Origin of the sequence: Dyella amyloliquefaciens, assembly GCF_004296575.1 — a bacterium.
GTDB classification, from domain to species: domain Bacteria; phylum Pseudomonadota; class Gammaproteobacteria; order Xanthomonadales; family Rhodanobacteraceae; genus Dyella; species Dyella amyloliquefaciens.
The window spans coordinates 124,997-140,386 of sequence record NZ_SAYT01000007.1; the positions used below are offsets into that span (position 1 = coordinate 124,997).

A 15,390-nucleotide genomic window follows, 5' to 3' on the forward strand; every position below is an offset into this window, starting at 1 on the left:
CGCCCTGTGTGCCGCCGTGCGGGCACGACCACGACGGAGCCACTGCATGTCGCCGTTCGCACCACTGCGGGAGTTGAACACCACCCAGCGCCACACCGTGCTGGCCAGTTTCCTGGGTTGGACGCTGGATGCCTTCGACTATTTCCTGCTCACCTTCGTGATCGTGAGCGTGGCGCAGGAGTTCCACGTCGGCAAGGAGCATGTCACCTACGGCCTGTTCCTTACCCTCGCGGCGCGTCCGCTGGGCGCGTTGCTGTTTGGACGTCTGGCCGACCGTTATGGGCGGCGTCCGATCCTGATGCTCGACGTGATCCTGTTTTCGGTGTTCGAGCTGGCTACCGCGTTCGCCAATTCGCTCACCGCGTTGCTGGTGCTCCGTTTCCTGTTCGGCATAGCGATGGGCGGTGAGTGGGGCATTGGCGCGTCGCTGGCGATGGAGTCGATTCCGGCGAAGGCGCGCGGTGTGGTGTCGGGCCTGCTGCAAAGCGGCTATCCCGTGGGCTTCTTCCTGGGTGCACTGGTGAACTGGCTGCTGGTGGACCACATCGGCTGGCGTGGCCTGTTCGTGGTCGGCGCGGCGCCGGCGCTGCTGGTGCTCTACATCCGTCGCACGGTGCCCGAGTCGGAGGTGTGGCGGCAGGGCCAGGCGACGCAGCCGAAGCGGGGCCTGCTGGAATCGATGCGCGGGCATTGGAAGCTCGCCATCTACCTGATGCTGCTGATGATGGCGTTCAACATGTTCAGCCACGGCTCGCAGGACCTGTACCACACGTTCGAGGAGGAGAGCCTGCATCTGCCGACCGGCTCGGGTGCTGCCTTCATGCTGGTGGCGATGCTCAATCTCGGCGCGCTGGTCGGTGGCCTGTTCTTCGGCGCGCTGTCCGAGCGCTTCGGGCGGCGGCGGACGATCATCCTGGCGGCCCTGCTCGCCATCCCGATCATCCCGTTGTGGATGCACGGCGGTTCGCTACCCCTGCTCGCGGCAGGCGCCTTCCTGATCCAGGTGATGGTGCAGGGCGCCTGGGGCGTGGTGCCCACGCACCTGAACGAGCTGGCTCCCGAGGGCATGCGCGGCACCCTGCCGGGCTTCGCCTACCAGACCGGCAACCTGCTGGCAGCGGTGACGGCCAATGCCCAGCTATGGATCGCGGGCTGGCACGGCGGGGACCTGGCCTTCGCGATGTCGGCCTGGATCGCCGGCGTGGCGGTGCTGCTGGCCGTGCTGGCCTGGCTGGGGCCAGAGAAGCGCGGGGTGCGTTTCGGCCAGCCGGGCCCGGAGGCGGGCGGCTAGGCGGCCGGGCTGCTAGAATCCAAGGTTTGCATTACTCACGAGACACGCAATGAAGGCTGGCAAGGACAAAGTCATCTCGCTCCACTACACGCTGACCGTGGACGGTGAAAAGGTCGAGAGCTCGCTCGATCGCAACGAACCGCTGTGGATCCTGCTCGGCCACGGCCAGCTGATCCCGGGCCTGGAGAAGGCACTGGAAGGTCGCGAGGCTGGCGAGAACCTGCAGGCTGAGATCGCCCCGATCGAAGGCTACGGCGAGCGCCAGGAAGGTCTCACCCAGCGCGTGCCGAAGAAGTACTTCCAGCAGGCTGCCAAGCTGAAGCCGGGCATGACCACGGTGCTGGCGCTGAAGGAAGGCGGCCATCGCGTGGTGGTGGTGCAGAAGGTCGGCATGTCCACCGTCGACGTGGACCTCAACCATCCGATGGCCGGCAAGACGCTGACCTTCGATGTGACCGTCAATGAAGTGCGCGACGGTACCGAGGAAGAAGTCCAGCACGGTCATGCGCATCCGCCGGGCGCCGAGGCTCACTGAGCCGGCCAGCGCCTTCCCTGTGGGGGCGCACCCTGTGCGCGACCCGCGAAGGGTTGATCCCGGCCTTGCAAGAAAAGCCCGCCAACACGGCGGGCTTTTCTTTTGCTATGCGGGTCGCGCACGGGGTAGCGCTGCTACACGGCGCCGTTGCCGTGCAGATCACTGGCGAATTGCTTACACCAGCGTGATCTGCACATCCACATTGCCACGCGTTGCATGCGAGTACGGGCAGATGTCGTTGTGCGCGGTGTCCACCAGGTCCTGCGCCACGGCGCGATCGATGCCCGGCAGGCTCACGTCCAGCTTCACGGCGATGCCGAAGCCGGTCGGTTCGCGCGGACCGATGCCCACGTGCGCGGTCACCGAAGCGTCCTTCAGCGTCACACCCTTCTGGCGCGCCACAAAACGCACGGCACCTTCGAAGCAGGCCGCGTAGCCGGCGGCGAACAGCTGTTCCGGATTGCTGCCGGCGCCACCCGGGCCGCCCAGGCCCTTGGGTACGACCAGCTGAAGGTCGAGCACGCCGTCGTCGCTCTTGGCGTGGCCTTCGCGGCCGCCGGTCACGGTGGCGGTGGCGGTGTAGAGAATCTTGCTGATGCTCATGGTGTCAGTCCTCGGTGGGGGAGAGTTGGAGTTGCCGGGTGAGTCGCTTCAGTTCATCGCGCAGCGTTTGCATTTGATCGAGGGAGAGTTGCAGGCGCTGCGCCATGCATTTGGGTACGTCGCTGGCCTGCTCGCGCAGGGCAAGGCCAGCAGCGGTGAGCCGGATGTCCACTTCGCGCTCGTCTTCGATACGGCGTTTGCGATCGACCAGTCCCGCCGCCTGCAACCGCTTCAGCAGTGGCGTGAGCGTCCCCGAATCCAGCTGCAGGCGCTGGCCCAGTTCACGGACGGTCAGGCCGTCCTGCTCCCACAGCACCAGCATCACCAGGTATTGCGGGTAGGTCAGCCCCAGTGGATCCAGCAGCGGCCGGTACAGGCCGGTGATGGAGCGGGAGGCGGCATACAACGCAAAACAGAATTGCTGGTCGAGGAGCAGATGGTCGGGAGTGGGCTTCCGCTTCATGGGCCAAATCCTAAGTGCAAAATTAAATTGTGTACAATTCAATTTTTCGATGGGAACCATAGGCCGGGCCTAAGGCCGGCTCGATGGTGGAATCGGGGAGACTAGTCGAGCAGTCGTTTGCCGAAGGCGAAATGATCGCGCCAGTAAGGGCCGTCGATATCGTCCAGGCGCACCGTGCCGCCGCTGTTGGGGGCGTGTACGAAGCGGCCCTTGCCCACATAGACGCCGACGTGGCTGATGCCGCTGTTGCCGTCGAAGAACACCAGGTCGCCGCTGACCAGGTCGGTCATGCTCCGCACCCGGGCGCCGTGCAGCTCCGACATTTCGCGCGAGCTGTGCGGAAGCGTGAGGCCCGCTGCGTTGCGATAGATGTAGTCGACCAGGCCGCTGCAGTCGAAGCCGCCATCGGGCGTATTGCCACCCCAGCGGTACGGCGTGCCCACCAGGGCAATGGCGCGGAACAGCACGTCGTTCGCGGTGCCCGCGTTGCCTTCCGGTGCGCGGGCCGGCAGGTTGGCCAGGGCCGACTGGGATTCACGCGGCGAGGCCTTGCGCGGTCCACTGGCGCAGGCGGCCAGCAGCAGGAGGGCGGTACCCAGTAGCAGGAGACGCGCCGCTCGCCACGGCCGGGGTGCTGGGGTAGGGGCGTCGTCGTCCGGGTACATCAGGCATCCCTTCTGCGTGGATTGCCTGAGAGACTAGCAAATCAATTAGTTATGTAAAAGAGTGCAGGTAATACGCGAATTGATCTCGCTTCAATGTGAGCCGCCGCTGTCAACGGTGATGTTGCGTTGGCCAAGATTGTGACCCTCCCGGTCCTTCGCAACGACGCGGTATTGGCCCGGGCGGAGATACAACGTGTTGATACTGTTGGCGGTCAGGAAGGTGTAGCGGTCGGCGGGGATGGAATCCTCGCTCTCACCAGCGTAGTGAGCCTCTACTACGCAGGGCAGCTGGCTCTCGCAGAAGTCGGTGGACACCACGCGGGGCACGCGGGCGCCGTCGATGGAAAGCCAGTGCGGGCGCCGCTCGTGGCCCGGGGGCGGCAGGATCACGTCCACGTCGTGGCGATCCGGGTCGGATGACCACACGCTGCCGTTCTGGCGGCTGATCAGTACGGACGGATCAGTCACCGGGAACTGGGCGGTGAGTTGCTTGTAGAGGTCCTTGTCGGGCATGGGGCCGATGTCGCGCCAGCGCGTCTGGTCGATCGAAAGTGGGTCGTATCCCGAGAGTTGCTTGAGCAGCATGGCCATCGGCTTGACCGTGCCGCCGAGGTTGCCTGGCGCCTTGTCGATGTGCGCATAACCGGCGTGGACGAACAGCTTGGCCTTCGGATCCTTGGCGAACACCTTCTGGTAGAGCAAGTTGGCCTGCCCTTGTTCGCGGTCGGCCAACACATCGTTTTCCGATTCGTAGGACACCACCTGGAAGCCGAGCTTTATCGCCTGGCGAATGATGTCGCCATACAACGGCTCGTGCAGGTACTGGCTGCCGGAAGTGTTGATCGGGTAGCCGCGTTTCATCAGGTCGGTGTCGGTGTTGACCAGTGCCTCGGCAGCGAAATACGTGAAGCCTTCCGCCCGCAGCTTGGGCAGCAGTTCAAGGGTCAGCTCGCGCGTATGGGCGTCGTGGTGTGCCTCATTGATCATCACGATGTGCCGGTCGGCGGCCAGCTTCGCGATTTCGTCCAACGCACTGACGGGCTGCCAATCGACAGGCGAGGGTAGCGGCACCGGTGTCTGCACCCGGTTGTCGAACGGGAAGTCGTAGATCGCCTCGTTGTAGAGCCCCAGTTCGTCCTCGACCGAGGCCAGCAACTGCTGGTCGATCAGGCGATCATCCCGGGTCAGTTGCTGCATGACCTCCTTGAGGTACATGTAGCGCGCCAGGTCGCTGCGCATGCGCGCGGTTTCCGCGAACAAGTCACGCGACACCTTCGTGCTCGACGACGCGGTGGCGGGGCCTTGCTGCGGCGGTTGTTCCTGTGGCTGCTGTTGCTGCGGCTGTTGTTGCTTCTTTTGCTGCTGCTGTTGCGGCTGCATCTGTTGCTCGATTTGCAGCAGCTGTCGCTGTTGCCCCATCGCTTCGGCGCAGATCGGGTAAACCATGGCTCCTGCCATCGCGCAGATCACCGCCAGGTGCCACACATGCTTCAACCTGCCGAACTGCACAACGGATCGTTCCATCGTTCAGGCCACTCGGGGTTAGGGGCGGGCGTTGACGACGCTACAATAACCGGATGGATGCTTCACGCAGTGATGTGCTGATTCTTGGCGGCGGCGTCATCGGCCTGGCCTGTGCGTTCTACCTGCTGAAGTCCGGGGCTACCGTGCGCGTTTTGGAGCAGGGTACCCCGGGTTGCGGCAGTTCGCACGGCAATTGTGGAACGATTACCCCCAGCCACGCCGCGCCCCTGGCCATGCCCGGCATGCTCGGCGTCGCCTTGCGCTCGATGCTTCGGGCAGATGCCCCGCTCTACCTCAACCCCCGCTTCGACGGCCCCCGCCTGCGCTGGCTGCTGGGCTTTGCCAGCCACTGCAACTGGAGTGATTTCGAACATGCCGCCCGCGCGCGTTCGTCCATCCTGCAGCGCTCCCGCGGCCTGCTGTCCTCGCTGGTGCGGGAGGAGCGCCTAGACTGCGAGTTTGGCGAGGAAGGCGAGCTGTATGTGTATCGCACGCAGAAGGCGCTGCAGACCGACGACAGGCACCATGCACAGGTGCTCGAGCGCCTCGGCGTCGAGGTGCAGCGCCTGCGGGGCGACGAGGTGGAGGCACGCGAACCGGCATTGAAGCCCGGCGTGGCGGGCGGCCTGTTCCACCCGGGCGATGCACGGCTGCGACCGGATCGTTACGCGGCCGAACTGGCCCGACGCGTCGTCGAACTGGGTGGTTCGATCGAAGCGGGTGCGCGCATCGACGACTTCGGCACGCAGGACGGGCGCATCGATCATGTACGGACCACGCGTGGCGTGTTCCGTGGCGATCGCGTCGTGATGGCGTTGGGTGCCTGGTCGCCACTGCTGGGCCGCACGCTCGGCCTGCGCCTGCCCATGCAGCCCGGCAAAGGCTACTCGCTGACTTACACGCGCCCTGCGCGGGTGCCGCGGCACGCACTGGTGTTGCGCGAAGCGGCGGTCTGCGTCACCACGTGGGAATCGGGTTACCGCCTGGGCAGCACCATGGAGTTCTCCGGTTACGTGGAAGGACTCAACCGCACGCGCCTGGACGCCTTGCGTCGTGGCGCGGCCGAAGGGCTGCACGAACCGGAAGGGCCCGAACTGCTGGAAGAGTGGTGGGGCTGGCGGCCGATGAGCATGGACGAAGTGCCCATCATCGGGCCGAGTTCGCGCTGGTCCAACCTGATGCTGGCCACGGCGCACGGCATGCTGGGTGTCAGCATGTCGGCGGCGACGGGCGAACTGATCGCTTCGTTGATGCGCGGCGGCACGCCGTCGATCGATCCAGCGCCCTACGCACCGGTTCGCTTCGGCGTGTGACCTTTACGCCGCCTGCTCGTTTGCTCGCTTACGGTGGCACCTGGATAGGAGATTCCCATGGCCGATACGTTCGACCTCATCGTGCTGGGCGGCGGCTCTGGCGGACTGGCCGCCGCTTTTCGCGCGGCACGCCACGGTGCTCGTGTGGCGATACTGGAGCCCGGTGCATTGGGCGGTACCTGCGTCAACGTCGGTTGCGTGCCGAAGAAGGCGCTGTGGTACGCGGCGCAACTGGCGCAGGGACAGCAGTTGGCGCGCGACTACGGCTTCGCCACGAACCCGGGGCCGTTCGACTGGGATCACTTCCGCCAGCTGCGTCAGAACTATATCGACGGCATCCGGCATCGCTATGCCACGAGGTTGGCTGAGACCGGCATCCAGGTGTTCGCCGAAACCGGCCGCTTCGTATCTCCCGACACGATAGCTACCTCCTGCGGCGACGAACTGCGCGCGACACAGATTCTCATCGCCACCGGCGGCAGGCCGCGTCGGCTTGACCTTCCCGGCTTTGATCTTGGCCTGGTATCCGATGACATCTTCGCGTTGCACCATTTGCCACGCCGTATCGCGGTCATCGGTGGCGGCTACATCGCGGTGGAATTCGCCGGCCTGCTGCGTGCGCTCGGCAGCGAAGTGACCCTGCATGTGCGCCATCGCATGCTCACCGACTTCGACGCGGAACTGGTCGATGCGCTGGGTGAGCGCATGCGCGAACAGGGCATCGCGATCACCGGCCAGGTGCAGGTATCGGGCCTGCATCGCGAGGGCGACGACATCGTGATCGACGACGAGGTGAATGGTCCCTGCGGTCCTTATGACGCGGTGCTGTGGGCAGTCGGTCGCGAGCCCAACAGCGATCGGCTGGACCTCGATGCGGCCGGGGTGCACATGGATGAAGGCGGGCATGTGGTCACCGACGCCTGGCAAACCACCAACGTGCCTGGCATCAGCGCGGTGGGTGACGTTACCGAACGCCCCCAGCTGACTCCTGTGGCGGTGGCGGCGGGGCGTCGCCTGGCTGATCGCCTTTTCGGCCGGCAGCCGGACAGTCGACTCGACTACGAGAACATTCCCACCGTGGTCTTCGCCGAGCCGCCACTTGCCATGATCGGCATGACCGAGGCGCAGGCGCGCGAATTTCATGGCGACCAGGTGCGCGTCTATCGCAGTCGCTTCACGCCGCTGCAGCTTGCGGTAGCGGGGCGCATGTCTCCGAGCCTGATGAAGATCCTCTGCGTGGGTGAGGATGAGCGCGTGGTCGGCATCCATGTGCTCGGCCCCGGTGCCGACGAGATGCTGCAGGGCTTTGCCGTGGCGATGAGGTTGGGATTGCGCAAACGCGACCTCGACGCGACGGTGGCGATCCATCCCAGTTCCGCCGAGGAGCTGGTGTTGATGAGCTAGCGGCATCGCACTGCCGCGTGCCTGGGCTTTCCGGGCCACGCTAAACTCCGGGCATGACCAGCACGTTCACACTCGATCGCGGCACCGCGCCGCTGCTCATCAGCCTGCCGCACGATGGCAGCCACATCCCCGAAGCCATCGCGGCGCGCATGCACCCGCTGGCGCAGCGCGCACCGGACACCGATTGGCACGTTGGCCGTCTCTACGAGCCGTTGGCGAAGGAGCTCGGTGCAAGCGTGTTGCGGCCGCAGCTTTCGCGCTACGTGATCGATCTCAACCGTCCGGCCGATGGTCACGCCCTGTACCCGGGGCGCAAGGAAACCGGGTTGGTATCCACGGTCGGCTTTGACGGCGAACCGATTTACCTGGAAGGCGAGGAGCCGACGGCGGAAGAAATTCAACGCCGGGTAAACGAATGCTGGCGGCCGTATCACCAGGCGCTTTCGCAAGAACTTGAACGCCTGCTCGCCGAACACGGGCGTGTGGTGCTGTGGGAAGGGCATTCCATCCGCAGCCGCGTGCCCATGCTGTTCGAGGGGCAGTTGCCGGACCTCAACATGGGCACCGCCGACGGCGCCAGTTGCGGTCCCGAGCTGCAGCAGCGCTTGCAGGCCGTACTGGAAAGCCAGTCGCGATATAGCCACGTGGTCAATGGACGCTTCAAGGGTGGCTACATCACCCGCCACTACGGACGTCCAGGAGCGCACGTGCAGGCGGTGCAGCTGGAGCTGGCGCAGCTCAATTACATGGACGAAGACAGCTTCGCGTACGCCCCGGAGAAGGCTGCAACGCTGCAGGAGGTAATCCTGCAGCTGCTTCGCCAGTGCGTGTAAGGACGCAAGAAGCTTCGCTCCTTGTTAGGGACTTGCAATGTCAAGCCGCGGACGACGGAAATCTCGCGCAGACTCAGGAAAAACCGGGTTCAAGGCTGCTTTAAAACGTGCCATCGTGTAGCCGTCGCGCCGCCCGCGTTGCCGGGTTCCGGCCGGGTCCGCGGCACATGACGTTCGAGGTTCTGCATCATGCGTAAGTTCGCGATCGCTTCCCTGCTCGTGGCGGGCGTTGCACTCTGCGGTTCTGTGATGGCTCAGGACGCTGCCTCGCAGGCGGCGCCCGCGACCAACAAGACGGCTCCGTCGGCGGCCCAGCCGGCCAAGTCGTCGTCGCATCATCACAAGAAGAAATCCGACCCGTCGGGTCAGTCGGGCAGCGGCAGCCACAAGGGCAAGTCGGCCAAGAAGTCGGCCAAGTCCGCGTTGCCGGCCACGACCACCAGCCACTGAGTCTGGATTTGCTTCAATCAAAAACCCCGGCATACGCCGGGGTTTTTGATTGCCTGCACGTCGACGTCAACCCTTGGACAAGGACGCAACGCACTTCAGTTCGATGGCGATGGGTGTGGGCAGCGCCGTGATGCCCAGCGTCGTGCGACAGGCATCCACGCCGGCGAAGTACTCGGCGTACAGCCGGTTATAGATAGGAAAGTCGCGCGTCATATCGGTCAGGAACACGGTGACGTCCACAAGATCTTCCCAGCGTGCCCCGCTGGCTTCGAGCACGGCGCGCACGTTGGCGAATACCTGATGGCATTGTGCTTCGATGTCGTACGCGACCAGCTTGCCTTCGGCATCATGGACGTTGCCGGGGATCGCATTGTCGCCGGGTTGGCGCGGGCCTACGCCGGACAGGAACAGCAGGTCGCCGACGCGTCGCGCGTGCGGATAGGCGCCAACCGGCGCCGGCGCCTTGCTGGTCCGGACGACCTCACTCACCGGTTGAACTCCGGAATGGTGCCCAGGCGTTGCAGTGCGTGTTCGTAGGCGGGCTTCAAGTCGCCGCGCGCGCTGACATGCATGCCCAGATCGTTCACGTGCCCATCGAACAGGCTGTAGCACCACGCGTGCACCGACAGCTTCTGCCCGCGCTCCCACGCATCCATCACCATGGTGGTGTGGCACACGTTGACCACCTGTTCCATCGCGTTGAGTTCGCACAGGCGTGCGTTGCGAAGGTTCATCAGGTCGATGGAGGTGAGCAGGGTGGAATGCTTCTGCGCGACATCGGCCACGTGGCGCAGCCAGTTGTCGACCAGGCCGAGCCGGCGATCATCGAGTACCGCCTGCACGCCGCCGCAACCGTAGTGACCGACCACGATGATGTGCTCCACCTTGAGCACGTCGACGGCGAACTGGATCGTGCTCAGGCAGTTGAGGTCAGTGTGCGACACCACGTTGGCGACGTTGCGCTGGACGAAGATATCGCCGGGCGGCAGGTCCACGATCTGGGTCGCCGGTACGCGCGAATCGGAGCAGCCGATCCACAGGTACTTTGGTGCCTGCTGTTGTGAGAGGCGCTCGAAGAAGCGGGGATCCTGCGCACGGACGGCGGAGGACCATGCGCGATTGCTTTCGAGCAGGTTATCGAGGGGACTTTTCACAGCGATGCTCTCAATAGCGAATGCAGATGTTTTTCGGCTCGGTGAAGAAGCGCAGGGCTTCCGTGCCGCCTTCGCGGCCGAGTCCGGATTGTTTCGTGCCGCCAAAGGGCGTGCGCAGGTCGCGCAACAGCCAGCAGTTGATCCACACGATGCCGAAGTCCAGGTGTGCGCCGAAGCGGTGCGCGCGCGACAGGTCGCGGGTCCACACTGAGGCGGCAAGGCCGTAGCCGGTGCCGTTGGCGATGGCCAGTGCCTCGGCTTCGTCCTCGAAGGGAATGAGGGTCACCACCGGGCCGAAGATCTCGTGCTGGTTGGTGACGGCATCGCTGCCCAGTCCTTCGATGACGGTGGGCGCGACGAACCAGCCTTCCGCGCAGCGTCCCGGCATCTGCACGGCATCGCCGCCACAGAGCACCTGGCCGCCTTCCTGGCGCGCGGTCTCGATGCAACCCATCACCTTGTCGAAATGTTCGCGCGACACGAGCGCACCCAGGTTGCTGCCCGCGTCATTCGGATCGCCGACGCGCAGGGCCTTCACGCGTGCGAGATAGCGCTCGCGGAAGCTGTCGTAGATCGATCGCTGCACCAGCAGGCGCGAGCCGCACAGGCAGATCTCGCCCTGGTTGGCGAAGCCCGAGCGCACGATGGTGTCGAGGTTGGCGTCGCTGAGTTCGGCGTCTTCGAACACCACGGCCGGATTCTTGCCGCCAAGTTCCAGCGAAACCTTCTTGAAGTGCGGTGCCGCGGTGGCCGCGATCTGCGCGCCGGTGCGCGTGCTGCCGGTGAACGACACGGCCTTCACCGTGGGATGTTCCACGATGGCCTGGCCCACGCTGGGGCCGCGCCCCAACACGATATTGAACACGCCGGGTGGAAAGCCCGCTTCAATGCTCAGCTCGCCCAGCAGGGCGGCCGTGCACGGCGTGATCTCCGATGGCTTGGCCACCACAGTGTTGCCGGCGGCCAACGCGGGCGCGACCTTCCAGGTGAACAGGTACAGCGGCAGGTTCCAAGGGCTGATGCAGCCCACCACGCCCAGCGGCTGACGCAGCGTGTAGTTGATCGCACCGGTTTCCATGGCGTGCGATTCGCTGCTCCACGCCACGATGCCCGCGGCGAAATGGCGGAGGTTGGCGATGGCACGTGGAATGTCGAGGTTTCGCGCCTGCACGAGCGGCTTGCCGCTGTCACGCGATTCCATCGCCACGAACTCCTCGAGCCTCGCTTCGATGAGATCGGCCAGCGTGTTCAACAGGCTGGCGCGTCGTTCCGTGGGTGTCGCGGCCCAGGCGGGCGCGGCGCGACGAGCCGCGTCGACGGCTTCTGCCACATCATCGGAAGAGGAATCGGGACAGTGTGCGAACACCTTGCCGGTGGCCGGTTCGAACACGTCCAGCCAGCGATCGTGCCGCGGCGCCTGCAGGCGACCGTCGATCAGGTTGGCGAGGCGCAGGGTTGGCATCGGCACAAGCTTAAGGCCTGGGGCCCCGGAATGCACCGGACGCGTGCGTATGCGTTGGTGATCTGGGCTTGCTGTAGGAGCGCACCCAGTGCGCGATAAGCCAACGGAGCGGTGACGCCGTAACGTTGCGATCGCGCACTGGGTGCGCTCCTACCGGAAAAGGTTGCGTGCTGCGTCAGGCCAGCGTGCGCGTGCGCCCACCGTCGACGGCAATGCTCACGCCATTCACATAGGCCGCCGCCGGGGTGCACAGGAAGGCAATGACCGAAGCCACTTCCGATGCTTCGCCAAACCGACGCGCCGGCACGGAGGCCAGGATGCCCTGCGCGATCTCGTCTCCCGAACGGCCGCTGGTGCTGGCCTGTGCCGAGAGCAGGCTGTCCAGTCGCGAGGTGCGGGTGTAACCGGGCAGCACGTTGTTGACGGTGATGCCGTCGGCGGCGAGTTCACTGGAAAGCGTCTTCGCCCAGGCGGCCACGGCGGCACGCACGGTGTTGGAGACGCCGAGCCCAGCGATGGGTTCTTTCACCGACGTGGAGATCACGTTGACGATGCGGCCATAGCTGCTGGCGCGCATGCCGGGCAGCAAGGCCTGCAGCAGCGTCTGGCCAGCCAGCAGGTGCTGGCGGAAAGCGGCCTCGTAGGCGCTGGCCTCGGCCGTGTGCGCCGGGCCGCCCGGAGGGCCACCCGTGTTGTTGATCAGGATCTGGATCGGGCCGGGGGCCACGATATCGTCGAGTGCGGTGCGCAGGCTGTCGGTCTGCGACATGTCCACCGCGAACCAGCGATGCTGCTGCCCGTGCTTGCGGGGCAGTTGGTCGACGACGGTCTTCAGTGCATCCGCGTTGCGCGCCAGTACGGTGACGCTGGCGCCCAGTTCGGCCAGTTCAATGGCGCTTGCGCGGCCGATGCCTTGTGAGGCGCCGCAGACAAGGGCGTGACGTCCGCTCAGGTCCAGCTGCATGAGAGAGGCTCCTTGCGGTGGAAGGGAACTAGCGCGCGTTGAGCTGGATGCCGAGTGCGCCGAACCAGCACAGCCACGCTGCCCACAGACTGTAGCGCCAGGCCTGGCGCCAACGCGTGATGGCGTTGTCTTCCAGTGCCGGCAGCACCGGGGAGCGCAGCGCCAGCTGCAGGCGCATCCAGATACGCAGCAGGTTGGCGGGGTGGCCGTCTGCTTCGGCAATGATCTGCCATTCGCGCGGATGGTGGCGGCGCAGCAGCGAGGCCACGCGGTACTGCGACCCGAAATGCAGCAGGAAGCAGGCGACGCCAGCCATCAGTAGGGTGAGGTAGAGCTCGATCATGCCGTGCCTGTCTTCAGAATGCGTCGATCGCGCCGGCTCAGCTGCTCGGCGAGCTGCCCGTTGCCGGAGTATGGGGAGTATCGGTGGTGGTGCTCTTGGGGGCGGCGGTCTTGTCGCCCTCGCCGATCACGGGGAACGGAATCGAATCGCGCAAGGTGTTCAGCACGCCGTCGCCCTGCGCCGCCTTGGCGCAGATCGCATTGTCCACGGCACCCTGGTAGGTCTTGTCCATGAGGCCGACCCACACCGTGCCATCCGGGCCATGCGGCACCTTGAAGGTACCGGCGGTGGCCATCTTGACCGGAGCTTCGGCCGAGAACGCGGCGGGTGACTGCTCCCAGTACGTGTTGCCGGACTGCTGCTTGGCCGAGCTGTACAGCACCAGGTAGCGCGCGCGCTTGTCGGTGACTTCAATGCTGCCGAAGGCGCCGGTGGTTTCGTCGGTCCAGCCCATGTGCTCGCACAGGCCGACGTCCTGGGTGGCGATCGGCTGGAAGGCATCGTCCAGCAAGACCACGGTGGGCGCGAACAGATAGCTTGCGCGCAGCCAGCGGCCGTTCAATTCCGACTTGATGGCAACGCGGTACGGCAGCTGCGTTTCGCGCGGCAGGCTGAAGCTCAGGAAGTAGCTGTGCTCGCCGTTGAAGCTCACCACGGTGCTGCCCGGACCCAGCACGAATTTCTTCGGCTGCCAGGGCAGGGTGTTCTGGAACGAGAAGTCCGCGAAGGTGCTGCAGCAGGGAGTGGCCTGCTGCAGTGTCTTGCGGGCTTGGTCGAGGCTGCCGTTCGCATTCTCCGGCGGCCGCAGGTTGGGCGGCACGAAGGTCTTCATGCTGTGGCATCCGGCCGCCAGGGCGGTGGAGACAGCAATGGCGGTGGCGGCGATCAGGCGATAGCGCATGGCATAACCGTCAATCAGAATTCGGCCGTCCCTGCCGCACGCGGGTAGGGAATGGCGTCACGAATGTTGGACAAGCCGCATACATACACCAGCAGGCGCTCGAAGCCGAGGCCGAAACCCGCATGCGGGACGGTGCCGTAGCGACGCAGGTCACGGTACCAGCCATAGGTGGCCGGATCGAGGCCGAACTGGACCATGCGGCGGTCGAGGTAGTCCAGGCGCTCCTCGCGCTGGGCGCCGCCGATGATCTCGCCAATGCCCGGAGCCAGCACGTCCATCGCGGCAACGGTCTTGCCGTCGTCGTTCAGGCGCATGTAGAAGGCCTTGATCTGTTCGGGGTAATTCATTACCACCACCGGGCGGCCGACATGCTTCTCGGCGAGATAGCGCTCGTGCTCGGTCTGCAGGTCGATGCCCCAGGCTACCGGGAACTCGAACTTCTGCCCGGAGTTCTTGAGAATTTCGATGGCGTCGGTGTAATCGATGCGTTCGAACGGTTCGGCGATAAAGGCTTCCAGACGGCTGATCGCGTCCGGCTGCACGCGCTCGGCGAAGAACGCCATGTCGTCCGCGCGCTCATCGAGCACCGCCTTGAAGATGGCCTTGAGGAAGCCCTCGGCGCAGTCGGCATTGTCATTGAGGTCGGCGAAGGCGATCTCCGGCTCCACCATCCAGAACTCGGCGAGGTGGCGCGCGGTGTTGGAGTTCTCGGCGCGGAAGGTCGGACCGAAGGTGTACACCTTGCTCATAGCCAGGCAATAGGCCTCGACGTTGAGCTGGCCGGACACAGTAAGGAAGGCTTCGCGACCGAAGAAATCCTTGCGGAAATCGATCTTGCCGTCCGGCGTGCGCGGCAGGTTGGCCAGGTCCAGCGTGGACAGTCGGAACATGTCGCCGGCGCCTTCGGCATCGGACGTGGTGATGATCGGCGTGTTGATCCAGAAGAAGCCCTGCTCGGTAAGCCAGCGGTGGATCGCCGTCATCATCGTGTGGCGCACGCGGGTCACGGCGCCGAACAGGTTGGTGCGCGGGCGCAGGTGCGCCACTTCACGCAGGAACTCCATCGAGTGCTGCTTGGGCTGGATCGGGTAGGTTTCTGGATCGTCCACGAAACCGGTGACGGTCACTTCCGTGGCCTGGATCTCGAAGCTCTGGCCCTTGCCCTGCGAGGCCACCAGCGTGCCTGTGACGATCACGCCGGCACCGGCGGTAAGGTGCTTCACCTCGTCCTCGTAGTTGGACACTTCGCTGGTGACCACCGCCTGGATCGGGTCGAAGCAGGAGCCGTCGCTGACATTGACGAAGGACAGGCCCGCCTTCGAATCGCGCCGCGTGCGGACCCATCCGCGCACGGTCACGGTGCTGCCGGCTTCGATAGAGCCGGAAAGAGCCTGCTTGACGCTAACCACCGCCATGGATTGAAACTCCTGCTGGGCGCCGCATATCGGACGCATAAGACGAATCTGGCATCATAATGGACGTATC

The 15,390-nt window shown here is 65.1% G+C and carries 17 protein-coding genes; 6 read left to right on the forward strand and 11 right to left on the reverse strand.

Going from position 1 to position 15,390, the window contains the following annotated elements; genetic code table 11:
* Window positions 1-46 precede the first annotated feature (46 nt).
* Window positions 47-1,291 carry an MFS transporter gene (locus tag EPB08_RS16450; RefSeq protein ID WP_130620204.1) on the forward strand — a complete coding sequence of 415 codons (1,245 nt, stop codon included), beginning with the start codon at window positions 47-49 and terminating at the stop codon, window positions 1,289-1,291.
* Between the two features lie 49 nt (window positions 1,292-1,340).
* Window positions 1,341-1,826 carry an FKBP-type peptidyl-prolyl cis-trans isomerase gene (locus tag EPB08_RS16455; RefSeq protein ID WP_130620205.1) on the forward strand — a complete coding sequence of 162 codons (486 nt, stop codon included), beginning with the start codon at window positions 1,341-1,343 and terminating at the stop codon, window positions 1,824-1,826.
* Window positions 1,827-2,000: 174 nt separating this feature from the next.
* On the opposite strand, the gene EPB08_RS16460 is transcribed toward EPB08_RS16455, so the two are convergent.
* The 4 genes from EPB08_RS16460 to EPB08_RS16475 all read right to left on the reverse strand — a co-directional run bounded on the left by EPB08_RS16460 (window position 2,001) and on the right by EPB08_RS16475 (window position 5,081).
* On the reverse strand, window positions 2,001-2,429 hold the full coding sequence (locus EPB08_RS16460) for an organic hydroperoxide resistance protein (RefSeq protein ID WP_130620206.1): 429 nt from the start codon (window positions 2,427-2,429) through the stop codon (window positions 2,001-2,003).
* A 4-nt stretch (window positions 2,430-2,433) separates the two neighbouring features.
* Window positions 2,434-2,892: a MarR family winged helix-turn-helix transcriptional regulator gene (locus EPB08_RS16465; protein ID WP_130620207.1), complete on the reverse strand. Its 459-nt coding sequence runs from the start codon at window positions 2,890-2,892 to the stop codon at window positions 2,434-2,436.
* Between the two features lie 101 nt (window positions 2,893-2,993).
* On the reverse strand, window positions 2,994-3,557 hold the full coding sequence (locus tag EPB08_RS16470) for a C40 family peptidase (RefSeq protein ID WP_130620208.1): 564 nt from the start codon (window positions 3,555-3,557) through the stop codon (window positions 2,994-2,996).
* A gap of 90 nt (window positions 3,558-3,647) precedes the next feature.
* Window positions 3,648-5,081 (reverse strand): hypothetical protein, encoded by a 1,434-nt coding sequence (locus tag EPB08_RS16475; protein WP_205746378.1) that lies wholly within the window; start codon window positions 5,079-5,081, stop codon window positions 3,648-3,650.
* A gap of 53 nt (window positions 5,082-5,134) precedes the next feature.
* On the opposite strand from EPB08_RS16475, the gene EPB08_RS16480 reads away from it, so the two are divergent.
* The 4 genes from EPB08_RS16480 to EPB08_RS16495 all read left to right on the forward strand — a co-directional run bounded on the left by EPB08_RS16480 (window position 5,135) and on the right by EPB08_RS16495 (window position 9,081).
* On the forward strand, window positions 5,135-6,394 hold the full coding sequence (locus EPB08_RS16480; RefSeq protein ID WP_130620209.1) for an NAD(P)/FAD-dependent oxidoreductase: 1,260 nt from the start codon (window positions 5,135-5,137) through the stop codon (window positions 6,392-6,394).
* A 57-nt stretch (window positions 6,395-6,451) separates the two neighbouring features.
* The gene (gene gorA / locus EPB08_RS16485; protein ID WP_130620210.1) at window positions 6,452-7,798 is read left to right on the forward strand and encodes a glutathione-disulfide reductase; all 1,347 of its coding nucleotides are present in this window, start codon (window positions 6,452-6,454) and stop codon (window positions 7,796-7,798) included.
* A gap of 53 nt (window positions 7,799-7,851) precedes the next feature.
* Window positions 7,852-8,631: an N-formylglutamate deformylase gene (gene hutG, locus EPB08_RS16490; RefSeq protein ID WP_130620211.1), complete on the forward strand. Its 780-nt coding sequence runs from the start codon at window positions 7,852-7,854 to the stop codon at window positions 8,629-8,631.
* A 189-nt stretch (window positions 8,632-8,820) separates the two neighbouring features.
* The gene (locus EPB08_RS16495) at window positions 8,821-9,081 is read left to right on the forward strand and encodes a hypothetical protein (protein ID WP_130620212.1); all 261 of its coding nucleotides are present in this window, start codon (window positions 8,821-8,823) and stop codon (window positions 9,079-9,081) included.
* Between the two features lie 66 nt (window positions 9,082-9,147).
* On the opposite strand, the gene EPB08_RS16500 is transcribed toward EPB08_RS16495, so the two are convergent.
* The 7 genes from EPB08_RS16500 to asnS all read right to left on the reverse strand — a co-directional run bounded on the left by EPB08_RS16500 (window position 9,148) and on the right by asnS (window position 15,320).
* Window positions 9,148-9,570 (reverse strand): RidA family protein, encoded by a 423-nt coding sequence (locus EPB08_RS16500; RefSeq protein ID WP_130620213.1) that lies wholly within the window; start codon window positions 9,568-9,570, stop codon window positions 9,148-9,150.
* Window positions 9,567-10,235, reverse strand: a complete 669-nt coding sequence (gene can, locus EPB08_RS16505; protein ID WP_130620214.1) for a carbonate dehydratase — start codon at window positions 10,233-10,235, stop codon at window positions 9,567-9,569. Before can ends, EPB08_RS16500 begins: the two co-directional genes overlap by 4 nt.
* 10 nt (window positions 10,236-10,245) lie before the next feature.
* Window positions 10,246-11,697 (reverse strand): aldehyde dehydrogenase, encoded by a 1,452-nt coding sequence (locus tag EPB08_RS16510; RefSeq protein WP_130620215.1) that lies wholly within the window; start codon window positions 11,695-11,697, stop codon window positions 10,246-10,248.
* A 175-nt stretch (window positions 11,698-11,872) separates the two neighbouring features.
* Window positions 11,873-12,661 (reverse strand): SDR family oxidoreductase, encoded by a 789-nt coding sequence (locus EPB08_RS16515; RefSeq protein ID WP_130620216.1) that lies wholly within the window; start codon window positions 12,659-12,661, stop codon window positions 11,873-11,875.
* 28 nt (window positions 12,662-12,689) lie between these two features.
* Window positions 12,690-13,004 (reverse strand): hypothetical protein, encoded by a 315-nt coding sequence (locus EPB08_RS16520; protein ID WP_130620217.1) that lies wholly within the window; start codon window positions 13,002-13,004, stop codon window positions 12,690-12,692.
* A gap of 37 nt (window positions 13,005-13,041) precedes the next feature.
* On the reverse strand, window positions 13,042-13,905 hold the full coding sequence (locus tag EPB08_RS16525; protein ID WP_130620218.1) for a MalM family protein: 864 nt from the start codon (window positions 13,903-13,905) through the stop codon (window positions 13,042-13,044).
* Window positions 13,906-13,919: 14 nt separating this feature from the next.
* The gene (gene asnS, locus EPB08_RS16530) at window positions 13,920-15,320 is read right to left on the reverse strand and encodes an asparagine--tRNA ligase (RefSeq protein WP_130620219.1); all 1,401 of its coding nucleotides are present in this window, start codon (window positions 15,318-15,320) and stop codon (window positions 13,920-13,922) included.
* Window positions 15,321-15,390 lie beyond the last annotated feature (70 nt).

Excerpts from the sequence above, each read along its gene's own strand:
- EPB08_RS16470 (WP_130620208.1), bottom strand. The coding sequence starts at position 3,557 with ATGTACCCGGACGACGACGCCCCTACCCCAGCACCCCGGCCGTGGCGA.
- EPB08_RS16515 (WP_130620216.1), bottom strand. The coding sequence starts at position 12,661 with ATGCAGCTGGACCTGAGCGGACGTCACGCCCTTGTCTGCGGCGCCTCA.
- EPB08_RS16450 (WP_130620204.1), top strand. The coding sequence starts at position 47 with ATGTCGCCGTTCGCACCACTGCGGGAGTTGAACACCACCCAGCGCCAC.
- EPB08_RS16525 (WP_130620218.1), bottom strand. The coding sequence starts at position 13,905 with ATGCGCTATCGCCTGATCGCCGCCACCGCCATTGCTGTCTCCACCGCC.
- EPB08_RS16480 (WP_130620209.1), top strand. The coding sequence starts at position 5,135 with ATGGATGCTTCACGCAGTGATGTGCTGATTCTTGGCGGCGGCGTCATC.
- asnS (WP_130620219.1), bottom strand. The coding sequence starts at position 15,320 with ATGGCGGTGGTTAGCGTCAAGCAGGCTCTTTCCGGCTCTATCGAAGCC.
- gorA (WP_130620210.1), top strand. The coding sequence starts at position 6,452 with ATGGCCGATACGTTCGACCTCATCGTGCTGGGCGGCGGCTCTGGCGGA.
- EPB08_RS16495 (WP_130620212.1), top strand. The coding sequence starts at position 8,821 with ATGCGTAAGTTCGCGATCGCTTCCCTGCTCGTGGCGGGCGTTGCACTC.
- EPB08_RS16520 (WP_130620217.1), bottom strand. The coding sequence starts at position 13,004 with ATGATCGAGCTCTACCTCACCCTACTGATGGCTGGCGTCGCCTGCTTC.
- EPB08_RS16510 (WP_130620215.1), bottom strand. The coding sequence starts at position 11,697 with ATGCCAACCCTGCGCCTCGCCAACCTGATCGACGGTCGCCTGCAGGCG.
- EPB08_RS16475 (WP_205746378.1), bottom strand. The coding sequence starts at position 5,081 with ATGGAACGATCCGTTGTGCAGTTCGGCAGGTTGAAGCATGTGTGGCAC.
- EPB08_RS16465 (WP_130620207.1), bottom strand. The coding sequence starts at position 2,892 with ATGAAGCGGAAGCCCACTCCCGACCATCTGCTCCTCGACCAGCAATTC.
- EPB08_RS16455 (WP_130620205.1), top strand. The coding sequence starts at position 1,341 with ATGAAGGCTGGCAAGGACAAAGTCATCTCGCTCCACTACACGCTGACC.
- hutG (WP_130620211.1), top strand. The coding sequence starts at position 7,852 with ATGACCAGCACGTTCACACTCGATCGCGGCACCGCGCCGCTGCTCATC.
- EPB08_RS16460 (WP_130620206.1), bottom strand. The coding sequence starts at position 2,429 with ATGAGCATCAGCAAGATTCTCTACACCGCCACCGCCACCGTGACCGGC.